The sequence below is a fragment of the Micromonospora sp. NPDC049903 genome (genome assembly GCF_044460945.1).
Lineage (GTDB): Bacteria > Actinomycetota > Actinomycetes > Mycobacteriales > Micromonosporaceae > Micromonospora.
Genome location: NZ_JBITKL010000018.1, coordinates 66935 through 92459, shown reverse-complemented (window position 1 = coordinate 92459; position 25525 = coordinate 66935). Strand labels below are relative to the sequence as shown.

The following is a 25525-nucleotide window of genomic DNA, read 5'->3' as shown; positions in this document are numbered from 1 at the left end:
GGCTGTTCACGCGTCGGCGTGTCGAGCAGCTACACCGCCACGATCGAAGGAACCGCCACGATCAGCTCAGACCGGGGCGGAGCTGCGGTGGGCGTTGACGGCCCAGGCGTCGGGGAGGGCAATCCATTCGTTGTCACCCACCGGGACCACCGCGCCGTCCAGCTTGGGCAGCGTGCCCGGGTCCTCCATCGGGCAGAGCAGCCACAGCTCCCCCGCCCCGCCGCGTGCCGCGTCCGCCAACTCGTGGAGCCGCTCCATCGCCCGGTAACGCGCCAGCATTGCCGCGTCGTGCAGCAGCACCGGCCCGGCGTCGACGCGCAGTTCGGCGTGCAGCAACGGCACCGCCAGGTGCCACGCCTGCTCGACGTACTCGCCGAGTTTGATGGCGCTCCGCGAGCCCGCCTCGGCGACGTCCGCGCCCAGCACCGTCTCCCAGGTGGGCTTCGGCCGGGCGTCGACCAGGCCGCGCAGCTCACGCAGGAACACCGTCGCCACGTTGACCGGCCGGGCGTCGAAACGTCGGGCCAGTTCCTGGCGGGCCAGCGCATACCGGTTGAGGCGTACCGTCAGCGCGCGGAATCCTCCGGCGGACCTGGCGCCGGTCAGTCGCTCCTCGGCCCGCATCGCCTCCGCCAGCTCGGGGGACTCGGCGGCCCAGCGGCTCGGTGCGTTCGTGGCCGAGGGGCGGCGCTGGACGATCGACATCGACGACGAGCCGGCGCGCGGTGGTGGCGGGACGTAGTGGTCGCGGTTCCAGCGCAGCTCGAAGCCGGCCTCGGCGAGCAGCCGGTCCAACTTCGGGTGCGGCGGCAGCGATGCCTCCAGTTCGGGGAACCGGGCGGTCACCCGCTGGACGACCTGATCCGGGGTCAGGCCCCGCTGCCCCTCGGAGCTGGTCGCCGGTGGCAGCACGCCGGCCTGGGCCAGCCGCAGCGCGCGGACCGGGTCGAGGTTGCGCGGGTACAGCTCCAGCCGGGCGGTCGCGGCGGCCCGTTCCGAGGCCACGGCGGCGAGCAGCACCCGTCGCCGGTCGTCGATCGCGTCGGCCGCGCCGCCGGGCGCGGTCACCGCCGCGAGGGTACGCAGCACCGTCGCCGCGCTGGGCAGCACCTCGCTGGCGGCGAGCTTGTCGGCCGCCTTGCCGAGCGCGTCGGCGTAGTCGAGCAGGGCCGGTGCGGCCGGGGTGTCCGGGGCGTCGTCCTCGCCCGCTTCGAGCGCCACGAGCAGCCGGTCGCCGTCCTTGTGCGGCTTGCCGTCGATGTCAGCTCGGCCGTGCCGGCGCAGCAGCAGACGCGGCTCGTCCTCAAGCGCGTCGATCTCGACCGCCGCCCGCACGGCAGCGACCGCCACCGCGCGCCGCAGTTCGTCGCCGGTACGCACCGAGCCACGGCTGACGAGCAGGGCCGCCGCCAGCTCGGCCACCCCCATCACCCGCCCGCCGTCGCGCAACAGCTCGATGACCTGGGTACGCACACTGCCCACCACCGGCAGGTCCTGCCACCGCTTGCGCTGTTTGCCGAGGATCTGCGCGATCCGTCCGGCGCTGACCCCGACTGCGGTGGCGACCTGTGGCTGCTGCGGCCAGAGCTGCAGCGCGGGTAGCGTGCCGGTGGCGTCCGGCAGGTTCAGCAGTAGCCGGGTGGCCTCCACCTCGGCGGCGTTGCGGCCGTTGTTGCCGGGCACGAGCAGCGTGGCGATCGCGTCGAGGCCGACGCGTACCAGGTCGGTGTCGCGGTTCGGCGTGGTGGTCTCGCTGGTGACCTCGACGGTGGCCGCCTTGCGGGCGGCGCCCGAGGTGGGCACGGTCTCGCGCTCCCCCAGCCGGGTACGCCACTCCTTGACCCGGCGCTGCAACTCCTTACGCGTCTTCGCGCCGAGGCCGGGCAGCGTGGCGAACGTGTTGTTGCCGACGGCCAGCAGCTCGCCGACGGTGGTGGCGTCGACCCGGTGGGCGGCGGAGACCGCCCGGGGGGTGAGCCCGGCGGCCTCCAGGGCGGTGGCGCGGGTGGCCTTGCCGGCGGCTTCCTCGCGGGCCTTCTCGGCGGCCCTCTCGTCGGGCTCCTCGGTCTCGATCTCCGGGTGCTCGGTGCCGACCGGGGTGCTCGCGTCGGAGCGGCGGAACACCTGCTGCCAGGCGTCGCGTAGGTCCTTGAGGGTGGCGAACCGACGACGGTGGTCGCGGTGCAGCGCCTCGTGGAAGAAGTCCACCAGGCCGTCGCGGATCGCCGGGTCGAACGCCTCGGCCGCGAGCACCGGGGGCCCCTCGGTGAGCTGTGGTTCGGTGCCACCATCGCCCCAGACCGGCAGCTCACCGGAGGCCATCTCGTGCAGGGTCACCGCGAGGGCGTACCACTCGGCGTGCTTGTCGTAGACCTGCCGACTCGCCGTGCCGAGGAACGGGTCGAGGTAGCGGGGGGTGCCGGCGGCCAACTCCTTCACAGAGACGCCGGCCAGGGAGAAGTCGAAGAGCACGAGCTGGCGAGTGCGGTTGGGGCGTACCCGGATGGCGATGTTGTCCGGCTTGATGTCCCGGTGGTAGACGCCCTCGCCCTCCAGGTAGTCGAGGGCACCGAACAGATAGTCGCTGTAGGTCTCCAGCTCGTCGACGGTGAGACGGCCGTCGTCGCGGAGCTTGCGGGCCAGCGTCAGCTCACCGGCGTGTTCGAGGACGATCACCGTACGGCCGGCGATCTGCAGCGGCTCCGGTCGGGCCAGCCGGATCACCCGGGAGTCGGTCAGCGGTCGAAGGACCCGGGCCTCGTGGGCGAGCCGAGCCCCCTTCTCGTCGGAGAGACCGACCTTGAGCACCTCGTCCCTGCCGGTGCGCTCGTTGTGGACGAGGAAGGCCCGGCACGTCGACCCGGTGCCCAACCGCTTCCTGACCGTCCATTCGTCGACCCGCTCGCCGCCACGCGCCTCCAGCGGGTCGACGTCTTCCGGTTCGGCCGCCGCAGGATGCACGGAGGGTGGCGGGGCGGTCAGTTCCTCCTCCACCACCTGGAGCATCTCGACGAAGTCGGTGACGGTGGTGAGGCGTTGGGCCGGGATGGGAGCGGTGGCGGCCTGGATCAGCTCGTCGGCGAACTCGGTGATCCCGTCGGCCACCGACGAGGGGCGCAGGCCGTTGTCGCGGGCGATCCGCGACAACAACTCCTGCCGCTTCGCCGCAGGCGGCTGCCCGGTGAGGATCAGATACGCCAGGACACCGAGCCCGAAGACGTCCATCGCGACCGGATCCGGTCGGGGGGCGGTCAACTCCGGAGCCAGGTACGCCTCGGCCGACAGCTCGATGTGGGAGGAGGCGTGCGAGGAGAGCGTGACCGGGTCGGCGCTGCTGCCTCCGACCGACTCGGTGGCTCGGGTGGCCGCCTGCCAGTCGCTGATCTGCACCTGCGGGACCAGCCACGCCTCCTCGTCGCTGCCGCCCCGACGCTTTCGTCCCGGCGCGACCAGGACGCTGCGGGCGGAGAGGGCACGATGGTGTAGGCGGCGGCCATGGGCGTACGCCACCGCCTCGGCGAGCTGGCGGATCATCGCCAGGCGGGTCAGCGGGTCGAGCTTCTCGCCGTACTGGGTGACGTAGTGGTCCAGCCGCATCGACCGCGGGTCGTGGCGGAAGATCAGGGCGGGCCCGGCCTCGTGCGATTCCATCGAGTCGACCCGGACGATGCCCGGGTGGTTGATGCCGTGCAGCACCGTCATCTCACGTTTGGCGGCCCGCTCGATGCTCGCCCGCTCGGCCTGCACGGCGTTGCGTTCGACCAGATAGATGCGGATACGGCGGCGTTCCCGCTCCAGGTCACGGTGGCGGGCGTGGTGGTCCTGCCAGGTGGGCCCCAGGTCGAATGGTTTGGTCTCCAGCTCCCAGGAGCCGATCTGGTAGTGCTTGCGGCTGCGGGCGATACCGACCGCGCCGAGCAGATCGGGTAGTGCCCCGGACACCTCCTTGGTGACCCGGTACTTCTCGTCCTGCGGCGGACGCTGCAGGAGCGAGCCGATGGTCGGCAGCGGGCCGGGCTCGCGGCCGGGCGCCGGGTCCGGCCCATAGATGCCGTGCAGGTGATGGTCGGAGAGCCCGATGTGCAGACCGGGCTTGGAGAGGAACACCGCCGCCTGTACGAACGGGACCTTGATCCGTGGCCCCTTCCGCTGTCCCGCCGCGACCTGAAGCAACGACTTCAACTTCTTGGCCTTGGCGTCCGCCAGGTGCAGTGGGTTGTCGAAGGTGCGGGTACCGCTCGGGCCGTGCAGCAGCCAGTTCGAACCACTCGAGGTGAGCCGGCCGTTCCAGCTCTTGATCTCGATCAGGTAGAGCCCGCCCGGCGCGGCGACAAGCAGGTCGACCTCGTAGGGGTGTCCGGTCTGTGCGGTGAACGTGAAGTTCGACCAGGCGCGGTAGGGCTCGGTGTCCGGCAGCAGCGCCTGCACGTAGGCGAGCGCCTCCCGCTCGTGCGCGAACTGCGAGGGGGTGATCGTCGTCCACCGGCCTTCCTGCATGGGCAGATCCTATGCGGCACGGTGTCACGATCGAGGGGGCCAGGCGGCGCGCCGAGTGGTTCGGGGCGCACCAGCCGTCCCCCTACCGGTGGGGGCGATCGGTTATAAGAGACGGATGGAACTGCCACCGTATCTGGTCACCATGCCGATGCACGCGATCACCGAGATGCACGGCGAGGCCGGTCTGCGGGAGCGGTTCCGGCTGGAGATCAAGGTCTTCGACGAGTACGCCCGACACCGCCTCGACGAGGCGTTGGCACTGGCCTCAAGGCTGCACCGGGACGACCGACGATCCCGCGAGCCGTACGTCAACCACCTGCTCCGGGTGGCCATCCGGATGGTGCACTACTACGAGGTACGCGACGTCGACGTGATCGTCGCCGGGCTGCTCCACGACGCGGTGGAGGACCACCCGGCCGAGCTGGCCGGGTGCGGGGCCGACGAACCGAGCGGGTCCGAGCCAGGAGAACCAAGGAAACCCAGTGTGTCCGACCAGACCGGGGCGGCGCTGGAGGTGCTCGCGGAGCGGTTCGGGCCCCGGGTGGCGCGGCTGGTGGCGGCGGTGACGAATCCGCCGTGGGATCCGGGGCGGGACCGCGACGAGCAGTACCACGAGCACGTCGCCGCCAGCCTGGAGCGGGAGCCGTGGGCGCGGGTCATCAAGATCTCCGACTTCACGGACAACGGCGTCGGCGTGATCCATTCGGTCGGGCCGAAGGTCGAGTCGTTGGCGCGGAAGTACCGGCCGCTGGTGCCGGCCTACCGTGATCTCGTCACCCGCACTGACACTCCGCTTCTCCCTGCCGTGCGGCGGCACATCCTCGACCAGCTCGACCTGGCCGAGGAGCGCTTCAGCGCCATCCTCGACCAACCCGCCCACCCCGCCTGACCGGCACCACCCGACCCGACCGGCCTGACCGGTCCCCGGCCGAGCCACCTCACCCGACCGGCACACCCGCCCCACCCGGTCTCACCCCACCGGCCGGGTGACCAACCCCGGGCGATCAGCGCCGGTCAGGCGGTGCCGTCGGCCAGGTTTCGGGCCTCGGCGGCCTGGATCTCGGCGGCGCGGCGTTGGTACTCGGCGATCAGCGCCAACTCCTCGGTGCGGTACTCGGCGTTCAGTTCGCCGAGTCGGGTCATCATGCCGATGAACAGGCGGCCGATCCGGGCGATGCCCTCCTCGGTGGCGACGATGGCGACCTTGCGGCCGTCGCGGGGGTGGGGTTCGCGGGTGACGAAGCCCTTGCTCTCCAGCCGGTCGAGGACGTCGCTGATCGAGTTCTTGGCCAGGCCGGTCTGCTCGGCCAGCTCGCTCACCGACGGGTGACCGTGCCGCTGGACGAGTTCGAGGACCTTCTCCTCGGTCGGGCCGAGGCCGACCCGCCGGGACAGGTTCGTGTGGAACAGCACCATCGCCGTGCTGAGCAGGCGGCCGGAGTCGGCCAACGCGCCCAGCGCTTCGGCTCGGGCCGGTTCCTCCTGCGTTGACCCGCTCATGGCACCATGCTAACTTCCAATCGTTCGTTCGGTCGAACGAAATATTTTAACGGGGGCTTGATCATGAGGATTCTCGTCGTCGGCGGGGGGATCGCCGGTGCGACACTTGCCGTCGCGCTGCGGCACGCCGGGCTCGACCCACTGGTGGTGGAGGCTCGCCACAGCCGGGCGGCGCTGGGCGGTGCTTTCCTGACGCTGGCGCCCAACGGGGTGAACGCGCTGCGGGCGATCGGGCTCGGCGACGTGCCCAGCGCCGCCGAGGGCTTCGAGGTGTCGGGGCTGGACATGCACAACGCCCGGGGCCGGCGCATCGCGGAGCTGGCCGGGGAGCACGACCTCGACCGGTACGGTGCGCGGGGGGTCGTGCTCCGGCGGGCCCGGCTGCACGCCGAACTCACCCGGCGCGCCCAGGCGGCCGGCGCCCGCTACCGTTTCGGCGCGCGCCTGGTCGACCTGCGCGACCACGCGGCCGGGGTCACCGCCGTCTTCGCCGACGACGAGACCGTCGAGGTCGACGCGGTGATCGGTGCCGACGGGATCTGGTCCAGGGTACGGCGACTGACCTGGCCCGACGCGCCCCGACCGAGGTACACCGGCATCGTCGACTGCGGCGGCTGGACGACGGTGGACCTGCCCGACACCAGCCGCCAACAGATGTACTTCGGCCACCGGGCGTTCTTCGGCTTCGTGGTGCGGGACTCGCTCGCCTACTGGTTCACCAACGTGCCCCGGCGCGACGAGCCGGAGCGCACCGAGTTCGACAATCTCGACCACCAGGACTGGATGACGAGGATCCGGGAGCTGCACGCCGATGATCCCGCGCCGGTGCGGGCCGTGCTCGGTGCGGCGAACCGCTCGCTCGGCGCCTGGCCGCTGTACGACCTGCCCGACCTGCCCGCCTGGCACACGAGCACCGTCTGTCTCGTCGGCGACGCCGCGCACGCGGTCAGCCCGTCCACCGGCCAGGGGGCGAGCCTGGCCATCGAGGACGCGGTGGTGCTGGCCCGCCACCTGGGCGAGGGGCACCGGCCGGAGACCGCCTTCGCCGGTTTCGTGGCCGAGCGCAAGAGCCGCGCCGAGAAGATCGTGCGGTTCGGCCGCCAGATCGGCGACCGCAAGGCTAGTTCCGCCGCCGGCAACCTCTTCCGCGACCTCACCCTGGGCTTCTTCCTCCGGATGGGCGCCAAAGCCGCCCGCGAGCAGTACGCCTATCGCGTCCCGCAGCTGCCGGAGTCTCCGTACGGTCCGGGGGCGACGCGTGCCTGAGCCCTCGACCCGGATCAGGGTGCTCAACCGGATCGTGCGGGTGCTGCTCGTCGTCGGCGTCGTCGGGCACGCCGCCCTGGCCTGCCTGCAACCCTTCCTGGCCGGTTGGAGCCTGGACGGGGACGGCACGGCGCTGCTGCTGCACGGCGCGAACGGCGGCGTCATCGTGTCGTTGTCGATGGCGTTGATCCCGCTGGGTGTGCTGTGGTGGCGTCCGGGCGGCGGCACCCTCTGGGCACCGGTGCTGGCGCTGCTGCTCTTCGCCGCCGAGACCTTCCAGCTCGGCATGGGGTACGCCGACATCCTGGTGATCCACGTGCCGCTCGGTGTCGGCATCCTCCTCGGTTCGCTGCTGCTCTGCGGCATCACCCTGTTCCGACGCCCGCGCGCCACAGGCGTCAGGGCCGAGCGAAAGGCGCTGTCGTGAGCCGCCCCTCCCCCGGCATGAGCCGCCGCGCCCTGCTGCGGCTCGGCGCGCTAGGGGTCGGTGCGGGCGCGATCGCCTCGGTCGCCGGCTGCGACATCTTCGAGCCGAGGGGGCCGATCGACACCTCCGGCACGGTCGACTTCCGCAACCCGCTGCGCATTCCCGAGCCGGCCCGACCGACCCGCCGCGACGGCGTGACCGTCTTCGACCTCACCGCCCAGGCCGGTCGTACCGCCCTGATGCCCGGCGGCGACGCGGAGACCTGGGGGATCAACGGGCCGCTGCTCGGTCCCACGCTGCGGGCCCGGCGCGGCGAGACGGTGCGGATCGATTTCACCAACCGGCTCGACGAGGCGACCACGCTGCACTGGCACGGTATGCACCTGCCCGCCGCCGCGGACGGTGGACCGCACCAGATGGTGCCGCCCGGTGGTGTCTGGTCACCGTCGTGGCGGGTCGACCAGCCGGCCGCGACGCTGTGGTACCACCCGCATCCGCACGGGAAGACCGAACGGCACGTCTACCGGGGCATGGGCGGGTTGTTCATCGTGGACGACGACGAGGAATCCGCGCTGGACCTGCCCCGGGAGTACGGCGTCGACGACATCCCGGTCATCGTCCAGGACAAGACCTTCGACGCGAAGGGTCGCCTCCTGGAGACGTCCCGGCGCGACAACGGCATGGTCGGCGACACGATCCTGGTCAACGGTACGGTCGGGCCGGTGCTCGACGTCACCGCCGAGCGCACCCGGTTGCGGCTGCTCAACGCCTCGACCGCGCGCAGCTACTCGCTCGGGTTCGCCGACGGTCGCGGCTTCGCCGTGATCGCCAGCGACGGCGGACTGCTCCGCGCGCCCGTCGAGATGACGCGTGTGCTGCTCACTCCGGGTGAACGGGTGGAGGTCGTCGTCACGATGGCGGCGGGTGAGACGACGACGCTGCGGTCGTACCCGCAGCAGCTCGGTCTGGCGGCGGGCCGGGAGCGCAGCGTCGGCGCGGCCGACACGTTGGACGTCCTGTTGCTGCGGGCGGCGACCCGGTTGACGCCGGCGGCGGCGCTGCCGACGCGGCTGGCGCGCATCGACGCGCTGGATCCTTCCTCAGCTGTCGCAACGAGGCAGTTCGAGCTGCGCAACAACCTGATCAACCGCCAGGCGATGGACATGAACCGGATCGACACCGTGGTCACGGTGGACACCACCGAGGTCTGGGAGGTCTGGAACGGCCACCATCAGCCGCACAACTTCCACGTGCACGACGTGCAGTTCCAGGTGCTCAGCGTGGACGGCCGGGCACCCGCGCCGGAACTCGCCGGGTGGAAGGACACCATCTATCTCCCGCCGGAGGTGCGGTTCCGGCTGATCATGCGGTTCACCGAGTACGCGGACCCGACCGTGCCGTACATGTACCACTGTCACCTGTTGTGGCACGAGGACCAGGGAATGATGGGGCAGTTCGTGGTCGTCGAGCCCGGTCAGGCACCGGGCGCGCTCCACCACGACCACGGAGGCTGACCCGGCCGCGTCACCGCGACCCGGCCGGGCGGTCGACGGGGGGCCGGGTCGCGGTGGACGGGAGGTCCCGGTCGCCCAGGCGGCCCTGCAACAGGGTGGCCTGGGCGACCGAACCGCCGCCCACACCGAGGCCGTTCCGGGCCGCGTCGTAGAAGTGGTCACGGGCCTCGTTGGCCCGGTGCAGCAGCGCCGGCAGGTCGTCGGTGGGCCTGCCCTGGGCGACGCGCTCGATCGCCCAGACCGCGTCGCGCCACGCCCGTGCCGCGGTCACCGTCGGACCGTCGCCGAGCAGCAGTACGTTCTCCCAGGCCAGGGTGTGGCGGAAGTCGGCCTCGACGAGGTTGGCCAGCTCCCGCTCGCGGTCCACCGGCACCCCTCGCCATCCGGGCAACAGCCGGCCGGAGGTGGCGTGCACCTCCTTGAGCGCCCGCGCGAACTCGGCGTACGCGTCGAGTCGCCGCTCGTCCCAGCGCACCGTCTGGGTACGCCGCCAGCGCGACCGGTCGGCCAGCGATGTGGCGACGATCGTGCCGACGGTGCCGATCAGCACACCGAGCAGGGCAGGCAGTTGCGCCATCAGGCTTCCCACCACCCGAAGACTGCCACCTGCGGGCAAGGTGGAGGGGCATGGGATTCCCGCCCGAGGCGGTATGTTCACCTTCGACAGTGGACGGAGCCTGGATACGATGATCCAATCGAGCACAGGTCCGTCACCCGATCCCGTCGACAGGAGCTAGGCATGGCCAGCCCGGATCCCGAACTCGCCGCGAAGCTCCAGCCCGAGGTGCCGCACGCCGCCCGGATCTGGAACTACTGGATGGGCGGGAAGGACAACTTCCAGTCCGACCGGGCCGCCGGTGACGCCGTGGCGGAGGTCTACCCCGAGATCGTGGTGATGGCCCAGCAGTCGCGCAAGTTCCTCATCCAGGCGGTGCGCTACCTGGCCGCCGAGGCGGGCGTCCGACAGTTCCTCGACATCGGCACCGGCCTGCCCACGATGCAGAACACCCACGAGGTCGCCCAGGCCATCGCGCCCGACTCGCGCATCGTCTACGTCGACAACGACCCGATGGTGCTGGTCCACGCCCGCGCGCTGCTGTCCAGCACCACCTCCGAGGGCGTCACCACGTACGTGCCCGCCGACTACCACGACCCCGAGAAGATCCTCGCCGAGGCCGCCAAGACGCTCGACTTCGACCAGCCCGTCGCGGTGATGTACATGGGTGTGATGGGCTACGAGCCGGACCTGGACGTGATCCGTGCCATCGTCGGCCGGACCATGGAGGCCACCGCCTCCGGCAGTCACCTCGTGCTCTGGGACGGCACTGACACCAGCCCCGAGGTCGTCTCCGGCGCGGAACGGCTGGCCCAGAGCGGCGGTGTGCCGTACATCCTGCGCAGCCCCGAGCAGCTCGGCACCTGCTTCGAGGGGCTGACGCTGGTCGAGCCGGGCCTGGTGCCGATCCCGCTGTGGCGGCCGGCGGACCCGGACGCGGTGGCGATCGACGCGTACGGTGCGGTGGGCCGCAAGCCCTGAACCTCACCCGCCGGGCCCGCAGGGTGGTCCGGTCGGTCACCGGTGCACAGACCGGTCAGGAATCGAGAAGCGCAGGTCAGCCGCCCGACCATAGCCTGACTTCCGGTCGAGCACCCACCGGCAGAGCGCCGGTGCGGCTGCTCGGTCCGGAGGGAGGCTCCGGTGAGGGGCAACGCGTGGGTTCGTCAGGTGCACCGGTGGACGTCGATCGTCTTCACGGTGGCCGTCGTCATCGTCACCGTCGTCGCGGTGGGACAGCAGGAACCGGCCGAGTGGGTGTACCTCCTGCCCCTGCCGCCACTGTTCCTGCTGCTCTTCACCGGCCTGTACCTGTTCGCACTGCCGTACGCCGCCAGACGTCGCGCCGCCCGCGCGAGCTGACCCGCACCGCCAGTCCACCGGCCAGCAGCGCCAGCGCGGCGACGTGCAACAGCCGGACGCCGGTCGGCGCGAGCAGGTCGGCACCGGGCAGCGCCGCCACGCACGCCGCACCGGCGACGGCGGCCGCCCCGGCGACACCCCAGAACAGCGCCGGCCGGCGGGTCGGGACGGCACCGCCGTCCGCCTCCCGCCCGCCGCGCCGACCGATCCGGGCCACGAGTACGACCGCCAGCGCGCTGCCGACGACCGTGCTCGTCAGGTCCGACACGGTCCACCAGGCCACGCCGCTGACCCGGGACCAGTCGACCCCGAACAGCACCCGCAGCCAGTCGTCGGTGTGCGTGAGCCAGTCCCAACCGAGGTGGCTCGCCGCGCCGAGCGCCGCCGAACCAACCGTGATCCACAGGCGGTGCGGCAGCACCCGTCCCCGCAGCGCGTAGCCCCGCCAGCCGAACCACCGGTTCCCCGGCAGGTGCACCGCGACGTCGGGACCGGCGAACCGGACCACCGCCGCGTACGCCAACGCCACCGGCAGGCACCACCAGAACAGGGCGGGCCAGGAGTGGGTGTCGGCGAACGTGCGACCGTCGGCCCCGGCGGCCAGGTACGCGACGTCCGGGGCCACGGCACCGGTGCTCAGGGCCACGCCGTCGCACCACCGTGGCCGCCAGACCTTCAGCGCCAGCACCGGCGCGAGATGCGCGGGAAAGGTCAACGGCACGCACAGCAGCCTAAGCCCATCGCTGATCGTGGCAGTGTGGCTGCCCGACACGCCGACGCGCGAACAGCTACACCGCCACGTTGAGGCGGGCAGCCACCAAGAAGCGGGGGCGGAGCCCGACGGGCTCCGCCCCCGCACGATCAGGCGACGGTGCAGGTCGCGCCGTTGAGCGTGAACGCACCGGGTCGGGCCGTGTTGCCGGTGTGGTTGGCCTGGAACCCGATGCTGACCGACGCGTTGGGGGCGATGGTGCCGTTGTAGGAGACGTTCCTCGCGGTCACCTGCCCGGAGGTCGGCGAGTAGCTGGCGTTCCAGCCGCCGGTGATGGTCTGCCCGGAGGGCAGCGTGAAGACCAGCGACCATCCGTTCACCGCCGAGCTGCCGGTGTTGGTGATGGTGAGGTCCTCGGTCAGGCCGTTGTTCCAGGCGTTGATCGTGGCGGTGACCCGGCACGACGCACCACCCGGAGGCGGGGTGGTCGGCGGGGTCGTGGTGGGCGGGGTGGTGGTCGGCGGCGGGGTGGTGCCGCCGAACTGGGTGAAGAAGCGCCAGGTCTCGCCCGGCAGCCAGGTACGCGAGCCACTGTCACCGGGAGCGCCGTCCTGCGGGGCGGCGATGTGTCCCTCGTCGAACGCCGCCCAGACGACCGGGTAGCCGGCCGCGCATCCGGAGTACGTGGTGGTCCGGTGGGTCAGGCTGCCCTGGCTCGGCTCCGGCGGGTTCTGCGGGGTGCAGCCGTTGTTGCCGACGAACCGGTCGCGCAGGGAGCGGCCACCGGCGATGCCGAGGACGTTGTCGCGGATGCCGTGCGCCCCGAAGTAGGCGATCCGGCCGGTGCCGCCGCTGCATCCGCTGATCTGGCCACCGGCGTACACGGCGACCGCGCGGAACACGTTCGGCCGGGCGCAGGCGACCGCGTAGCTCATCCCGCCGCCCCAGCTGAAGCCGAGGGCGAAGCGCTGGGTGGTCTCCACGCAGAGATCCGCCTCGATCACCCGGAGCATGTCGTCGACGAAGGTGATGTCCTCACCGCCGGCGTTGCCCCACCCGTTGTTCAGCCCCTGCGGCGCGACGAAGATGGTGCTGTTGTTCGACAGGGGCAGCAGCCCGTAGTACGCCCAGGCGTCCCGCTGCACGGTCTGGCCGGTGGCGACGTCGGTGGCCGTCCCGCCGCGCCAGTGGAAACCGAAGACCAGCCGGTACGGGTTGGTGTTCTGGTAGTTGTCGGGCACCCGCAGGATGAAGCTGCGGCTCTTGCCGTTGCTCTGGATGGTGTGCGTACCGCTGCGCAGGGTCGGGGTCTTGCCGCACCCGGCGGTCGCGGCGAGCGTGCCGACCTCGGCTGCGGCGGCGGTGCGACCGAGGTTGCCGGTCACCGCCGTCGCGGCGGCGGCCACCAGGAGAAGGGCTGCGAGCAGCACAGGCCCGAAGAACGATCTACGCCTGGACATCGTGTTACTCCATTCCGCGTCGCGTGGACGCGCGGGCGGCGCGGGGGCGCCGTGGTGGTGGGTACGGCCGGGATGCCCGTCGACCGGCCTGGTGCCGTGCGCTCGGCCGCGCCGATTCGCAGGCGCGGCCGCGCGCTGGCGCGTGCCCCTCACTCCCGTAGGGACGGTAACCTGTGAGCGATAACATAGCAAGGAGTCGATGAGCTGCCCCCGACGACGGAACGGCACCGGAGGCGGGAGACGATGGGGCGTGCTCGACGGGCTTGACGAGATCGAGTGGCGGCGGCTCGGCCACGCCTACGGTGCCGCCGACGATGTGCCCGGATATCTGCGGGACCTGACCTCACCCGACCCGGACGTCCGGATGGAGACGCTCGGCAGCCTCTACACCACCATCGTCCACCAGGGAAATCGCTTCCAGGCGAGCGCGTACGCGGTGCCGTTCCTGCTGGAACTGCTCGCCGATCCGGCCGTCCCGGAACGCGGGGACGTCGTCGGGCTGCTGGCCGCTCTGGCGATCGGCCAGGACGCCACGGTCCTACCGGACGGTGTCCCGGCGGCCGCGTTCCGTCGGGCCGCCGAGGGTGGGCGGGAACTGCTCGCCGCCAAGCCGCCGCCGTCGAGCGGCGGGGACGGGGCACCGAAGGAGTACGTCGAGTACACCTACCTCGAATCGCTCACCGAGGACGGCCGGAATCGACTGTGGGCGTACACGCATCTGGCGGTCTACGACGCGGTACGCGCCGGGGTGCCGCTGCTGCGCCGCCTGCTCGACGAGGCCGATCCGGGGCTGCACGTGCCGGCGGCGTACGCGCTGGCCTGGTTTCCGGAGGAAGCCGCCGGCAGCCTGCCCGCCCTGGCCGGCGCGATGGCCGGGGCCGGTCCAGCCGGGACGGCGTCCATGCTGGTGGCCGGCGGCCTGCTCGGTGCCGCGCCGGACATCGGGCTGCTCGACGACCCGGATCCGAGGGTGCGGTGGGCCGCCGCGGTCGGGCGGGCCCGGGTGCTCGGCGCGCGGGCCGACGAGGTGACCGCCGAGACGCTGGCCCAGGCGACCGGCCCCTGGCTGATCGACGGGGTGGAGTTCGGCAACGTCTCGATGCTGGTCGCCGAGCACGGACTGCCGCGCAGCCGCGTGGCGCTGCGCGGGTACCTGGACCAGGGCCCGGCGTCTGTCACCTGCGACCCACCTCGGTACCAATCCGTAACATCCACAGACTTATATGTCGGTCCGCACACCGATAACCTCCGTGACATCGAAGATCATCCACGACGGGTGGTCTGCTTCCAAGGAGGCTCCGTGTCACAAGCACGCCTACCTCGTCGGCGTCGTGTCGTGCTCGCCGCCGGCATCACCGCGACCGCCGTCGTCACCAGCCTGCTCGCGCTGCCGCAACCCGCGATGGCCGCGGGCGGACCGTACCGGGCCACCGCCGTACCGGTCACCACGCCGCAGGCCGCCGGTGACGTCGCGGTGATCCCCGGCGCGTACGTCGTCACTCTGAAGCCCGGCGCCGACGCCACGGTGCCGGCCCGCGCGCTCAAGGCCGCCCCCTCGGCCTACTTCAGCCGCGCCGTTAACGGCTTCGCGGCCCGCCTCACCGCCGCGCAGGTCGCCGAGCTGGCGCACAACGCCAACGTGGTGAGCATCGAGCGGGACGTGCTCCAGTACGACGTCGTCGACGCCACCCAGACCAACCCACCGGCCTGGGGCATCGACCGGATCGACCAGACCACCCTGCCGCTGTCGCGCAGCTACACCTACAACTCGACCGGCACCGGCGTGCACGCGTACGTGATCGACAGCGGCATCCAGGCCAACCACCCCGACTTCGGCGGCCGCGCCCAGTTCGCCTACAACGCCATCGACACCAACAACACCGACTGCAACGGCCACGGCACGCACGTCGCCGGCACCATCGGCGGCACCAGCCACGGCGTCGCCAAGAACGTCCGGCTGTACGGCGTGAAGTGGCTCAACTGCTCCGGCGGCGGCACGCTGTCGGCCGCCATCGGTGCGGTGGACTGGGTCACCCGCAACGCCAACAAGCCCGCCGTGGCCAACGCCTCCTGGAACTACACGTACAGCGCCAGCCTGGCGACCGCGTTGACGAACATGATGAACAGCGGCGTGTTCCTGGCCGCCTCCGCCGGCAACACCGGTGGCAACTCGTGTGACCGGCTGCCGCGCAACCTCACCGCCGCGCTGGTGGTCGCCGCCACCACCAACACCGACGCGCGGGCCAGCTACTCCTCCGTCGGGTCCTGCGTGGACATCTACGCCCCCGGCTCGGGCATCCTCTCGACGTACCCCACCTCGACCACCGCCTCGCTCAACGGCACGTCGATGGCGACGCCGCACGCCGCCGGGGTGGCCGCCCTCTGGAAGGCCACCAACGGGGACGCGAGCCAGGCGACGGTGCACAACTGGATCGTGGCCAACGGCACCAGCGGTGTGGTCACCGGCAGCCTCTCCGGCACCCCGAACCTGCTGCTGAACAAGAAGAACCTGTAACCGGACACCGGGTGTCCCCGCCGCTCCCCCGGCAGGGACACCCGGCCTCTCCGCACCCGCGCGCTCGGACTCGACGGCCCGCCGCTGTCGGGCCGGGGCCACCGTCCGGCTAGCGGATCTCGGTCACGTGGGCGCAGGTGAAGGGCAGCGACACCGTGACCTTTCCACCCCGGCTCTCGTCGGCCAGGCCGGCGATCTCGACGGTGCCGGCGGGCCGGTCGGCCGTCCCGTCGCGTACCGTCACCTCGGCCCGGAACGAGTCACCGGCGACGAGTTGACTCAGCCCGGCCGGACGGCGGCGTGGTTCGGCGTACACGGCCGACATGCTGGTCAGGTAGCGCCCGGAGTGGCGCAGCAGGACCAGGGTGAGCGCGGAGGTGTCGTCGTCCACCTGATACCGGTCGCCGGACCGGGTCAGCACGAGCTGGCCCTGACCGCCCACCTTGGCCTCGGTGTCGAAATAGAGGCTCACGGTCAGCGTGCCGTCGGCCTTGGACCGGTAGCACCGGGTGGTCGCCACCCAGCCCGGTGACGCCCCCGGCAGCCCCCGGCCCTCGATCCCGATCTCTGCCCGGGTCACCTCGGTCACGGTCGCCGTGCAGGCCGGATCGCCCTCCAGACCGGCGAAGACCAGCCGGTCGCCCCGACGCAGCAGGTCACCCGCGACCCCGCCGAAGCCGGCCAGCAGGGCCACCTCGGCGCTGCCCAGCGTGCCGAAGGTGAGCCGGTCGACCCGGTGCCACTGACCGGCCGCGAGCATCGCGGACAGGTCCCGGCACCGACGCCCGCTGGCCAGCGTGATCCGGGTGTCGGACGACTCGACCGGCACCACGTCGGCGGCGAGGTACAGCCCGGGGAAGGCGGCCGGTGGCGCGCCGTCGTCGGTCGCACCGACGCCACCACCCGGCCGCCCCTCGGGGGCGGTGTCCGGGGTGGACCCGCCGCCGGTGCAGGCGGTCAGCGTCAGCACCACGGCAAGGCCGAGCGTCACCGCCCCGGTGCGCCACCGGTCACGTCTCGTCATGGAAGTACCTCACCTCGGGGCATCGCGGGTCGGTGGTCACCCGGACCACCGGCCAGGAGAGCCTGCTGAACGGGAACGAACTGCCGGCGAGCAGGATCTCGACGTCGCCGACCGGCCGACCGACGCGGTAGTCCGCGAGTATCTCGGCCCGGGTGTTCAGGAACGGATAGAACCGCAGGACGCCGTCGAGGAACTGGTTGCCGCCCTCGCCCTTCATGATGAAGAAGGGCTCCGGGCCGCCCTGGTTGTTGGGCGTGACGCTGATCCTGTTGTCCCTGCCGGCGAAGCCCTTCGGGACGTGCACCCCGGTCGCCGCGCCGGCCATCTGCAACAGTTGGCCGCTCTGCGCGCCGCTGTAGCCGGCGGTGCCGGTGAACGGCCCGGCGAGCCCGGCGCAGCTGACCAGGTCGACGTAGACCTTGGGCAGCTTCGCGAGGATCAGGTTGACCTCGCCCGCGCCCTGGGCCAGCACGATGTCGGACCCGTGGTAGGTGACCTCGATGGTGATCTGCTGCGCCGGCAGGCCCGCCTTGACCAGGACGTCCCGGAGCAGGTCGAAGTTCTTGCCCACGCCGAAGCCGACCGGGTTGCTGAGCAGTCCGTAGACGTCGCCCAGCTCGAACGGGAGGCTCTCCTTGTCCAGCGAGGCGATGTAGGTGGCCTGGCCGGTCAGCTTCTCGCCCTCGCCGCTCGGGTCCTCGACCGGCGGCTTGAGTTCCAGAGTGGCCACGCCGTCGGCACCGGTCTTGACGCCCCGTTGTGACTTCACACTGTCCGCCGAGACCGCCTTCAGCAGTTGGGTGCCGCCCTTCTGGATGGTGCCGACCTGCGGCTGGATGCTGCTGAACCGGACGGTGAAGTCCTTGAGCGGTCCGCTCCTGGGCACCGAGACCCCGGCCAACGCGTAGCAGTCGATCTTTTCGAGCGCCGTCTCCAGATCGAAGGTCGCGGTCGCGGTCAGCAGGACGTGTTCGGCCCGGCTGCCCGCCGTGTGCTTGAAGTGCGTGCTGGTCTTGTCGGTGCTCAGCGAGAGGCGGGCGCCCAGCAGCAACAGGATCGCGCTCGCCGCCGCCGCCGACTTGCCCCACACCTCGTCGGCCTTGCCCACCCGGTCCTGCGCCTCGTCGGAGAGATTCTTGATTAGGCTGTCCTTGAGGTAACCCTTGATCGAGTCGACGATCCCCTTGGCCACCGGGTCCTGCGGCGACCCGAACCGTCGGGTGAGCGCCTTGCACGGCCCGTCCGAGGCGTACGCGACCCCGCCGCCGACCAACCGGTCGAGCGCGCCGGGCCGGGCCGCCGCCCGGGGCTGGGCATCGTCGACCACCTCGACCATACGGCTGGTGGCGTGCCCGAGCAGCAGGACCGTCTGCAACGGGTCCAGGTACGCCGAGTCCGGGTCGGCCCCGGCGAACAGCACCTGCTGCCGATGCCCCGACAGGGCCCGTACGCCGGCTGCCGCGGTGACGAAGATCGGATGGTGGTCCGGTTCCCGGGCCCAGCCCGCGACGGCGGTGGTGACCTCTGCGAAGGTCATCTTCTTCCGGGTCAGCCCGACCGCGTCCAGCAGCTCGGCGAACTGGTCGACGGTGTACCGGTCCCCGGCCCGGGTGGCGGCGGCCAGCAGCGGCAGCAGCTCGGCGTAGACCGGTGCGTCGTGCAGCGCCACCTGGTCGGGCATCGCCACCACCGGCCCGCGTACCGACACGATCGGGTGGCCGGCGCGGCGCAGCAGTTCGGCGGTGGCCGCCGCCGACCGGGCCGGGTCCCCGGCGTGGATCTCGGTGACCAGACGTTCGGCCGCCTCCACCGGATCGGCCGGCAACGTGGCGGCGACCGCTTCGAGGGCGGGACGGTCGACCCCGCCCGACGGCGGTGGATCGTCCCGGTCGGCGGTGCAGGCGGAGGCGACGAGCGCCAGACAGAGCAGCGCCACCACAGGTGGTCGCCACCGATGGCGGGTGACGCCGCGTGGCGCGGGGACACCTCGTGCCCGGCAGGAGGTGCGTGTCATCGGTGTGGGTCCTTTCCGGCTGGGCGGTGGGCACCGGGCAGTGCCACCCCCGGCATCAGACCGGCCGGCCGATCCCGGTCACCAGGGACCGATGTCCCGGCCGGTCGGGAACCTCACGCATCGGTGGACCGCGACGCCCCATGCGGACCGGGTCGGCCCGGCGGCAGGCTGCGGGACGACGAACCGTCCGCCTGAGAAGGAGACCACCATGCATCCCGCCACGTTGCCGGAGAACCCGTCGAGCGCTCCCCCGCCGGCACCCGTACGCCCGCCGCGCGCCTGGGCCCTGACCGGCGCCTTCGGCGGCCTGGTCGGCCTGGTCGGCATCTTCACCACCGCGAGCCTGACCGCCCCCGCCGAGCAGTACCGCGCCGACAACGCCGACTACGTCGCCGCCCTGGCCGACCGCGCCGGGTACGTCTGGGCGCACCAGGTGGTGACGGTGGTCGCCATCGTCTGCCTGGCGGTCTTCGCGGCCGGGCTGCGGCGCTACCTCGGGGCGCAGGAGCCGGCCGGCAGCCTGGTGCCCGCGCTCGCCGCCGGTGGGGTCGGTCTGGTGCTGGTCGGGCTACTGATCGGCGGCGGGATCTCCACCGAGCTGTTCTTCTCGCTGAACGCGGCGGCGGAGTACGACCCGGACGTGATCGCGCCGCAGCTCACCATCTACGCCACCATGGCCTGGCTCTGGGGCGGGATCGGGCTGACCGCCGCCGCGGTCGCGGTCGGCGGACTCCGGCACGGTTCGGTGAGTCGCTGGTTCGCGGTCTTCAGCGCGGTGGTCGCCGTGCTGATCGCGGCCACGCAGCTCGCGCCGGTGCAGTACATCTCGCTGGTGCCCGGCGGGATCTGGCTGGTCGTCGCCGGGGTGGCGTTGGCGTTGCGCCCGCGTCCGGGCGGGCGGCCCTGACCGTGCGGGGGTCATGGTGCGGCACCGGCGGGGCCACGCGCGGGCACCGGCCCACCGTGGCGACGACGGTGCCGGACCGGTCGCCCGATCCGCCGACCCGGACCGACGGTCTAGTCTCGGCGACGCCATGACCACCGAAGAGACCGCCGTCGCGCCGGTCGCGGGCGCCGACCGGAGGCGAGCCGTACGCGGATCGCGTCCCGCCTGGACGCGCCGCGCCGCGTGGTCGCTGTGCGGTGCGTCGCTGCAACTGGCCGCCGTCGCGGTGGGTCTGGCGGTGCTCAACGGCGGCTCGGTGGGCGACATGTCGCACCTGCTGCTGGTGACGTCGTGCGCGGTCGTCGGCGCGGCGATTGCCGCCCACCGTCCGGACAACCCGATCGGCTGGCTCGCCCTGACCAGCGGCTTCTGCTTCTCGCTCCAGGAGGCGTGCGGCCAGTACTCCGCGTACGGGCTGGTGGTGGCGCCCGACCGGGTGCCGTTCGCCGAGGCGCTGGCCTGGCCGCAGAACTGGCTCTGGGTGCCCGGCAACGCGGCCATGGCGCTGATTCTGGTCTTCTTCCCCGACGGTCGGCTGCTGTCACCCCGGTGGCGGCCGGCGGTGTGGGCGGTGGTGCTCCTCGGCGTCGTCGCCATGGTCGGCGGGGCACTGCGACCCGGCGCCAACGAACAGATCAGCCCGGTCAGCGCGATCAACCCGCTCGGCGTGCCGGGCTGGCAGCCCGTCGCCGACCTGACCGCCGTCCTGGCCACCCTGGCCAGCGCGATCATCTATGTGGCCGCCGGCTGCACCATGGTGTGGCAGGCCCGCCGGGCCCGGGGCGTCCGCCGCCAACAGGTCAAGTGGCTCGGGTACGCGGTCGCGGTCGCGGTCGGTGTGGTGGTCGCCCGGCTCGTCGCCGGTCTGACCGACGCGCATCCGAACATCTGGCCGCACGGCAACCTGTTCTGGGACCTGGCCGGCGGTCTGAGCGGCGCGTTGATCATGGTGGCCGTCGGTATCGCCGTCCTGCGGCACCGGCTCATCGACATCGACCTGCTGATCAGCCGGACCGCCGTGTTCGTCGCCCTGTCGGTAGCGGTCGGCGGCGCGTACGTGCTGGTCGTCGGTCTGCTCGGGGCCGGCTTCGACGCCTCGGCGAGTCTGCCGGTCTCGTTCGTCGCCGCGGCCGTGGCCGCGCTGATCCTGGCGCCGCTGCGCGGCTGGCTGCAACGCCGCGTCAACCTGCTGGTGTACGGCGAACGCGACGACCCGTACGCGGTCCTGGCCCGGTTGGGGCAGCGGCTGGACCAGACCCAGGACGCCGCCGCCGTACTCGCCACCAGCACCGCGACGGTCCGCGAGGCGCTGGAGCTGTCCTACGTGGAGATCGAGACGGTCGACGGCCGGTCGTACCGGCTGGGTGTCCCGCCACCGGACCCGGTGCGGCTGCCGCTGGCCGCCAACGACACCGTCGGTCACCTGCTGCTCGGCCCCCGGATCGGGGAGACCACGCTCGGCGCGTGGGAACTGCGCCTGCTGCGCGACCTGGCCCGGCACATCGGTGTCGCGGTGCAGGCGGTCGGCGCCCTGGACCGGGCCCAGTCGCTCGCCGCCGACCTGCAACGCTCCCGCGAGCAGTTGGTGCTCGCCCGCGAGGAGGAACGGCGGCGGCTGCGTCGCGACCTGCACGACGGCCTCGGGCCGACGCTTGCCGGGTTGACCATGCGCGCCGAGGCGGCCCAGGAACTCGGCCCGGGTCCGCAGACCCAGCGGCTGCTGGAGGAGATCGTGCTGGACGCGCAGACCGCCGTCGCCGACGTCCGGCGGCTGGTCAACGGGCTACGACCACCGGCGCTGGACACCATGGACGTCATCGCGGCGCTGCGGTCGCACATCGCCGGCTGGCCGGACGACGGGCCCCGGGTGGTCTTCGACGCCCCGCCGGTGCTGCCGGAACTCTCCGCGGCGGCCGAGGTGGCCGCCTACCGCATCGCGGTGGAGGCGCTGAACAACGCGCGCCGACACGCCCGGGCCACCCAGGTGCAGGTGCGGCTGCGGGTGTCCGGCGGGTGGCTGTGCCTTCAGGTCCACGACGACGGCCGGGGCCGCCGGACCGACCGGCCGGACGGCGTGGGCATGCACTCGATGCGGGAACGGGCCGAGGAACTCGGCGGCTCCTGCGTCGTCACCTCAACACCGGGCGCCGGCACGCTGGTGACCGCTACCCTGCTCACCGGCACGGAGGAGACCGATGGACCAGATCCGGACCCTGCTGGTTGACGACCACGCGCCGTTCCGGGCCGGATTGCGCGCGCTGCTCGCCACCAGTCCCGACATCGAGGTGTGCGGCGAGGCGGCCAGCGGCGAGGAGGCGCTGGCCGTACTCGCCCGGCTGCAACCCGACGTGGTGCTGCTCGACCTGACCATGCCGGGGATGGGCGGCATCGCGGCCACCGAGCGGATGGTCCGGATGAGCCCGCACGTCCGGGTGCTGATCCTGTCCATGGCCGACGACGACGATTCGGTCTTCGCCGCGCTGCGGGCCGGTGCCCGTGGCTACGTGCTCAAGGGCGCCCGTCGACTGGAGATCATCCGGTCGGTACGGGTGGTGGCCGACGGCGAGGCGATCTTCGGCCCGGCCATCGCCACCCGCCTGATGGGCTACTTCGCCGGGTTGGACCGGGCCGAACCGGCGTTCCCCGAACTCACCTCGCGGGAGCGGGAGATCCTGACGCTCATCGCCGCGCACCTGACCAACCCGCAGATCGCGACCCGGCTGGGACTGAGCACGAAGACGGTCCGCAACCACGTCTCCAACATCTTCGCCAAGCTCCAGGTCGCCGACCGGGCCCAGGCCATCAGCGTGGCCCGCCGCCAGGGGCTCTGATCGGGGCGGTTCGATGAGCCGGGGCAGCGCGCCGGGCGGGCGGGTCAGCGGGGCGGTCCGCCGGGCGGGCGGGGCGGCAGGGCGGCGAGCCACTGCTCCAGCGCCTGCGGGGTGTCGAACAGCAGCACCGGCGGCCCGGCCGGGTCCTGCTGCCAGGCGCGCATCCGGGCGCGTTCACGGGCGTACCCGGTGAGGTGCCAGACCAGGACGGACTCCGAGGAGAGCACGCTGCCCAGCGACTCGCGGTTGCCGTTGCAGATCTCCTCCCCCGTCCGGAGCCGGTCCACGGTGCGGCGCAGCAGCCGCCGGAAGGAGAGCCCACGCGGGTAGTCCAGCCCGATCACCAGGTCGGCGCGGGCCAGCGGAACGTCCCGCCAGCCGTGGTAGGCCCCGTCGAGGATCCACCGCTCCTTGCGGCAGATCGCCTCGATCCGGCTGCGCTGCACCGCGACCGGCACCTCCACCCAGCCGGGTTCCCAGAGCAGGTCGTCGACCGGGTGCCAGGGCAGCCCGAGCCGGTAAGCCAACTGCTGCGCGAGGGTGGACTTGCCGGAGCCGTGCACCCCGTACACCAGGATGTGAGTCGGGCTGTTCATCGCGCGGCAGCCTACCGAGTGGTCCGCGCGCCGGGCGGCCGGGTCGGGTGACCGGCCGCCCGGTCGGGATTCAGCGCTTGTTCGCGAGGTCGCCGCAGTCCGCCTCGTCGGGCAGCAGCGGCCGCAGGGTGACCCGCCACTGCTTGCCGTCGGAGGTCCACGGCGTCGCCATGTTGGCGCTCGCCGCCGCACCGAGCAGCGTGCGCACCTCGTCACCGGTGACCGTCACGCAGCCCAGCCCCAGGTCCTTGCTGAGGGCCGTGCCGGGCAGGGCCGGCCCGGGCCACGCCACCTCGGGCTGCTCGCCGGCCTCGCTGTCGGCCACCCACGGCTCGGCGACGGCCGCGACGGCGGTCGGCGCGTACGCCGTGGTGTCGCCCAGGGTGTCGCCGAGCGGGCCCGACGGGTCGGTCAAGGACTCGGCGAAGGCGCGCAGCTTGTCCCGGGCCGACTGCTGCTCGGCGCTCAGGCCGCTGTCGGTGCCGGTGGCCTCGCCGAGCGCGTAGACCTCGGACTCCTCGACGCCCTTGTCCCCCAGCAGGGTGAACCGGGTCGAGGCGGCGTCCGCGACCGGCGGGGTGCCGAGATCGGAGACTCCCCCGACACCCGCCGCCCGGGCCTGCGCCACCAACTTCTCGACCTCGTCGGCGCTGATCGTGCGGACCTGGAGGTTGGGCATGGCCGGGCCGGGATACTGCAGCGTCGTCGGCCCTTCGGTGATCACCCGACCGTCGCCGTAGACGCTGATCGCGGGCAGGCGGGTGGCCAGCATGGCCGGCGTGACGAACCCGCCGACGTAGTCCATCCGGAACACCACGGAGTCCGCCGAGTAGGAGCGCTCGGGAGAACCGGCGTCGCCCGCGCCGCCGGCCCCCTGCTGGCCGCAGGCCGCCGAGGTCAGCAACAGCAGGGGAAGGACCGCCAGCCGCCCGCTTCGATGAATCTTCATGCCGATCCGACGTATCCGGAGCCCGATCGGTTTCTTCCACCGTCATCTTTCGCGCGCGCCGGGCTCGGATGTAAGGAGGGGACCCCTTTACCTCACCAGGCGTTAGTAGGGGTCCCCTCCTTGCATCTCGTCCTCGGCTGTCAGCACATCAGGCTTGGGCCGGTTCGGCGGCGGTCGGCGGCACCTCTGGCCGGGTGTGGCGCAGGCCTCGGGTGAGGAGCAGCGTCGTCGCCAGCGACAGGGCGGCCAGCACGGCCACCGCTCGATGGGTCGGCATCACGTCGGCGACCGCGCCGGCCAGCGCCGCGCAGATCGCCTGCCCGGTCAGCATGCCGTTCTGTTGCAGGCCGAGCACCTGACCGCGCGCCTGTGGCGGGGAGTGGGCCAGCAGCCGCTCCTGCAACGGCAGCGAGGCCGCGAACCCGATCGAGGCGACCATGGCGGCCAGCACCGCCAGCGGCAGTCCCGGACGGACCAGGAAGACGAGGTACGGCAACGGCAGCAGCAGTCGCAGTGGCAGGACCCAGCGCTGCCGCGTGGCCGGCCCGAGGAACCGGCCCACCAGCACGTCACCGGTGAGCATGCCGAGGGCGCCGGCGGCGAACAGAAAGCCGGCGCGGTCACCGGCGTACGGCAGGAATAGCGCCTCACAGCCCACGACCAGGCCGTTGGGCAGCCACAGGTTGAGGTACAGCGAGCGGCGTCCCGGATCGGCCCACAGTTCCCGGTTGATCCGCATGGTCCGGGCCGTCGAGGTCGGCGCGTCCGCCCGGGCCGGTCGCTCCCGCAGCCCGAACCAGGTCACCGCCACCGCGACGGCCCGCAGCCCGGTGGCGACCAGGAACACCTGGTACGGACTCAGCCAGATCAGCAGCACGCCACCCGCCCCGAAACCGGCGATCTGCATGACGCCGACGCTCACGTTCAGCGTGGACCGGCCGAGCACGTACGCGCCGGGCGGCAGGATGTCGTTGAGCAGCGCCCACCGAGCGCCGCCGGTGACCGACCCGACGTACGCGACCGTCAGGATCAGGGCGAACCTGGCCCACAACGGCAGCCCCGGCAGTGCCTGGAGGGCCGCGCCGGCGAGCGCGACGAGCGCGGCGATGGTCAACGCCCGGCGAGGCGGCAGGCTGTCCGCGGCGGAGAGCAGGGTCAGGCTGCCGAGCACGCTGGCCAGCGGCGCGCCGAACATGCTGAGCGCGGTGAGCAGGGCCGACCCGGTCGCGACGTAGGTGAGCGAGCCGAGCGCCAGCGCCGAGGTGGTGTGCGCGGCGATGCCGGCGCAGTTGGCCACGAAGAGGTTGCGGAACTCGTGGACGGCGAACAGCTCCGAGTAGGTTCTCACTCCGACGA

Annotated in this window: 20 protein-coding genes; 10 read left to right on the top strand and 10 right to left on the bottom strand. The window is 72.3% G+C overall.

What is annotated here, in order from left to right; genetic code table 11:
* Nucleotides 1-66: 66 nt before the first annotated feature.
* On the bottom strand, nucleotides 67-4497 hold the full coding sequence (gene pglW, locus ACIBO1_RS23755; protein WP_396750099.1) for a BREX system serine/threonine kinase PglW: 4431 nt from the start codon (nucleotides 4495-4497) through the stop codon (nucleotides 67-69).
* 115 nt (nucleotides 4498-4612) lie between these two features.
* On the opposite strand from pglW, the gene ACIBO1_RS23750 reads away from it, so the two are divergent.
* The gene (locus ACIBO1_RS23750; RefSeq protein ID WP_396750097.1) at nucleotides 4613-5386 is read left to right on the top strand and encodes an HD domain-containing protein; all 774 of its coding nucleotides are present in this window, start codon (nucleotides 4613-4615) and stop codon (nucleotides 5384-5386) included.
* A 125-nt stretch (nucleotides 5387-5511) separates the two neighbouring features.
* On the opposite strand, the gene ACIBO1_RS23745 is transcribed toward ACIBO1_RS23750, so the two are convergent.
* The gene (locus ACIBO1_RS23745; RefSeq protein WP_396750095.1) at nucleotides 5512-5997 is read right to left on the bottom strand and encodes a MarR family transcriptional regulator; all 486 of its coding nucleotides are present in this window, start codon (nucleotides 5995-5997) and stop codon (nucleotides 5512-5514) included.
* 63 nt (nucleotides 5998-6060) lie between these two features.
* On the opposite strand from ACIBO1_RS23745, the gene ACIBO1_RS23740 reads away from it, so the two are divergent.
* Genes ACIBO1_RS23740 through ACIBO1_RS23730 form a run of 3 tightly spaced genes read left to right on the top strand, consistent with a single transcriptional unit; the run spans nucleotide 6061 to nucleotide 9204 of the window.
* Nucleotides 6061-7263, top strand: coding sequence for an FAD-dependent monooxygenase (locus ACIBO1_RS23740; RefSeq protein WP_396750093.1), 1203 nt, complete (start codon nucleotides 6061-6063; stop codon nucleotides 7261-7263).
* Nucleotides 7256-7690: a hypothetical protein gene (locus ACIBO1_RS23735; RefSeq protein ID WP_396750091.1), complete on the top strand. Its 435-nt coding sequence runs from the start codon at nucleotides 7256-7258 to the stop codon at nucleotides 7688-7690. Before ACIBO1_RS23740 ends, ACIBO1_RS23735 begins: the two co-directional genes overlap by 8 nt.
* Nucleotides 7687-9204, top strand: a complete 1518-nt coding sequence (locus tag ACIBO1_RS23730; RefSeq protein WP_396750089.1) for a multicopper oxidase family protein — start codon at nucleotides 7687-7689, stop codon at nucleotides 9202-9204. The genes ACIBO1_RS23735 and ACIBO1_RS23730 overlap by 4 nt, the downstream gene beginning before the upstream one ends.
* Before the next feature lie 10 nt (nucleotides 9205-9214).
* On the opposite strand, the gene ACIBO1_RS23725 is transcribed toward ACIBO1_RS23730, so the two are convergent.
* Complete coding sequence (locus ACIBO1_RS23725; protein ID WP_396750087.1) at nucleotides 9215-9781, bottom strand: hypothetical protein; 567 nt, start codon at nucleotides 9779-9781, stop codon at nucleotides 9215-9217.
* A 162-nt stretch (nucleotides 9782-9943) separates the two neighbouring features.
* Here ACIBO1_RS23725 and ACIBO1_RS23720 point away from each other — a divergent pair, with 162 nt between their 5' ends.
* Together ACIBO1_RS23720 and ACIBO1_RS23715 are read left to right on the top strand one after the other, a co-directional pair.
* Nucleotides 9944-10741, top strand: coding sequence for an SAM-dependent methyltransferase (locus tag ACIBO1_RS23720; protein WP_396750086.1), 798 nt, complete (start codon nucleotides 9944-9946; stop codon nucleotides 10739-10741).
* Nucleotides 10742-10903: 162 nt separating this feature from the next.
* Nucleotides 10904-11122: a hypothetical protein gene (locus ACIBO1_RS23715; protein WP_396750084.1), complete on the top strand. Its 219-nt coding sequence runs from the start codon at nucleotides 10904-10906 to the stop codon at nucleotides 11120-11122.
* Here ACIBO1_RS23715 and ACIBO1_RS23710 read toward each other — a convergent pair.
* Both ACIBO1_RS23710 and ACIBO1_RS23705 read right to left on the bottom strand, forming a co-directional pair.
* Nucleotides 11058-11843 carry a DUF4184 family protein gene (locus ACIBO1_RS23710; RefSeq protein WP_396750082.1) on the bottom strand — a complete coding sequence of 262 codons (786 nt, stop codon included), beginning with the start codon at nucleotides 11841-11843 and terminating at the stop codon, nucleotides 11058-11060. The genes ACIBO1_RS23715 and ACIBO1_RS23710 overlap by 65 nt on opposite strands.
* A 140-nt stretch (nucleotides 11844-11983) precedes the next feature.
* Entirely contained in the window at nucleotides 11984-13294 is a 1311-nt protein-coding gene (locus ACIBO1_RS23705; protein ID WP_396750080.1) for a cellulose binding domain-containing protein, read from the bottom strand.
* A 1300-nt stretch (nucleotides 13295-14594) separates the two neighbouring features.
* Here ACIBO1_RS23705 and ACIBO1_RS23700 point away from each other — a divergent pair.
* Entirely contained in the window at nucleotides 14595-15809 is a 1215-nt protein-coding gene (locus tag ACIBO1_RS23700; protein WP_396750160.1) for a S8 family peptidase, read from the top strand.
* A 109-nt stretch (nucleotides 15810-15918) separates the two neighbouring features.
* On the opposite strand, the gene ACIBO1_RS23695 is transcribed toward ACIBO1_RS23700, so the two are convergent.
* Both ACIBO1_RS23695 and ACIBO1_RS23690 read right to left on the bottom strand, forming a co-directional pair.
* A complete protein-coding gene (locus ACIBO1_RS23695) occupies nucleotides 15919-16833 on the bottom strand; it encodes a hypothetical protein (RefSeq protein ID WP_396750078.1) in 915 nt (304 codons plus the stop codon).
* On the bottom strand, nucleotides 16820-18847 hold the full coding sequence (locus ACIBO1_RS23690; protein WP_396750076.1) for a hypothetical protein: 2028 nt from the start codon (nucleotides 18845-18847) through the stop codon (nucleotides 16820-16822). Before ACIBO1_RS23690 ends, ACIBO1_RS23695 begins: the two co-directional genes overlap by 14 nt.
* Before the next feature lie 208 nt (nucleotides 18848-19055).
* On the opposite strand from ACIBO1_RS23690, the gene ACIBO1_RS23685 reads away from it, so the two are divergent.
* The 3 genes from ACIBO1_RS23685 (at nucleotide 19056) to ACIBO1_RS23675 (ending at nucleotide 22624) form a co-directional block, all read left to right on the top strand.
* Nucleotides 19056-19754 (top strand): hypothetical protein, encoded by a 699-nt coding sequence (locus ACIBO1_RS23685; RefSeq protein WP_396750074.1) that lies wholly within the window; start codon nucleotides 19056-19058, stop codon nucleotides 19752-19754.
* 127 nt (nucleotides 19755-19881) lie between these two features.
* Complete coding sequence (locus ACIBO1_RS23680) at nucleotides 19882-22017, top strand: sensor histidine kinase (RefSeq protein ID WP_396750072.1); 2136 nt, start codon at nucleotides 19882-19884, stop codon at nucleotides 22015-22017.
* Nucleotides 21989-22624, top strand: a complete 636-nt coding sequence (locus ACIBO1_RS23675; protein ID WP_350697170.1) for a response regulator transcription factor — start codon at nucleotides 21989-21991, stop codon at nucleotides 22622-22624. The genes ACIBO1_RS23680 and ACIBO1_RS23675 overlap by 29 nt, the downstream gene beginning before the upstream one ends.
* Nucleotides 22625-22668: 44 nt before the next feature.
* Here the strand turns inward: ACIBO1_RS23675 and ACIBO1_RS23670 are convergent, their stop codons facing one another.
* The 3 genes from ACIBO1_RS23670 to ACIBO1_RS23660 form a co-directional block, all read right to left on the bottom strand.
* Complete coding sequence (locus tag ACIBO1_RS23670) at nucleotides 22669-23220, bottom strand: adenylate kinase (RefSeq protein WP_396750070.1); 552 nt, start codon at nucleotides 23218-23220, stop codon at nucleotides 22669-22671.
* Nucleotides 23221-23290: 70 nt separating this feature from the next.
* A complete protein-coding gene (locus ACIBO1_RS23665) occupies nucleotides 23291-24169 on the bottom strand; it encodes a hypothetical protein (RefSeq protein WP_396750068.1) in 879 nt (292 codons plus the stop codon).
* 148 nt (nucleotides 24170-24317) lie between these two features.
* Complete coding sequence (locus tag ACIBO1_RS23660; protein ID WP_396750066.1) at nucleotides 24318-25517, bottom strand: MFS transporter; 1200 nt, start codon at nucleotides 25515-25517, stop codon at nucleotides 24318-24320.
* Nucleotides 25518-25525: the final 8 nt, after the last annotated feature.

Bases quoted from the DNA above. Each gene is read 5' to 3' on its own strand.
- ACIBO1_RS23750 (WP_396750097.1), top strand. From the start codon at position 4,613: ATGGAACTGCCACCGTATCTGGTCACCATGCCGATGCACGCGATCACC.
- ACIBO1_RS23725 (WP_396750087.1), bottom strand. From the start codon at position 9,781: ATGGCGCAACTGCCTGCCCTGCTCGGTGTGCTGATCGGCACCGTCGGC.
- ACIBO1_RS23685 (WP_396750074.1), top strand. From the start codon at position 19,056: ATGCATCCCGCCACGTTGCCGGAGAACCCGTCGAGCGCTCCCCCGCCG.
- ACIBO1_RS23705 (WP_396750080.1), bottom strand. From the start codon at position 13,294: ATGTCCAGGCGTAGATCGTTCTTCGGGCCTGTGCTGCTCGCAGCCCTT.
- ACIBO1_RS23680 (WP_396750072.1), top strand. From the start codon at position 19,882: ATGACCACCGAAGAGACCGCCGTCGCGCCGGTCGCGGGCGCCGACCGG.
- ACIBO1_RS23695 (WP_396750078.1), bottom strand. From the start codon at position 16,833: ATGACGAGACGTGACCGGTGGCGCACCGGGGCGGTGACGCTCGGCCTT.
- ACIBO1_RS23740 (WP_396750093.1), top strand. From the start codon at position 6,061: ATGAGGATTCTCGTCGTCGGCGGGGGGATCGCCGGTGCGACACTTGCC.
- ACIBO1_RS23665 (WP_396750068.1), bottom strand. From the start codon at position 24,169: ATGAAGATTCATCGAAGCGGGCGGCTGGCGGTCCTTCCCCTGCTGTTG.
- ACIBO1_RS23670 (WP_396750070.1), bottom strand. From the start codon at position 23,220: ATGAACAGCCCGACTCACATCCTGGTGTACGGGGTGCACGGCTCCGGC.
- ACIBO1_RS23745 (WP_396750095.1), bottom strand. From the start codon at position 5,997: ATGAGCGGGTCAACGCAGGAGGAACCGGCCCGAGCCGAAGCGCTGGGC.
- ACIBO1_RS23675 (WP_350697170.1), top strand. From the start codon at position 21,989: ATGGACCAGATCCGGACCCTGCTGGTTGACGACCACGCGCCGTTCCGG.
- ACIBO1_RS23690 (WP_396750076.1), bottom strand. From the start codon at position 18,847: ATGACACGCACCTCCTGCCGGGCACGAGGTGTCCCCGCGCCACGCGGC.
- pglW (WP_396750099.1), bottom strand. From the start codon at position 4,497: ATGCAGGAAGGCCGGTGGACGACGATCACCCCCTCGCAGTTCGCGCAC.
- ACIBO1_RS23720 (WP_396750086.1), top strand. From the start codon at position 9,944: ATGGCCAGCCCGGATCCCGAACTCGCCGCGAAGCTCCAGCCCGAGGTG.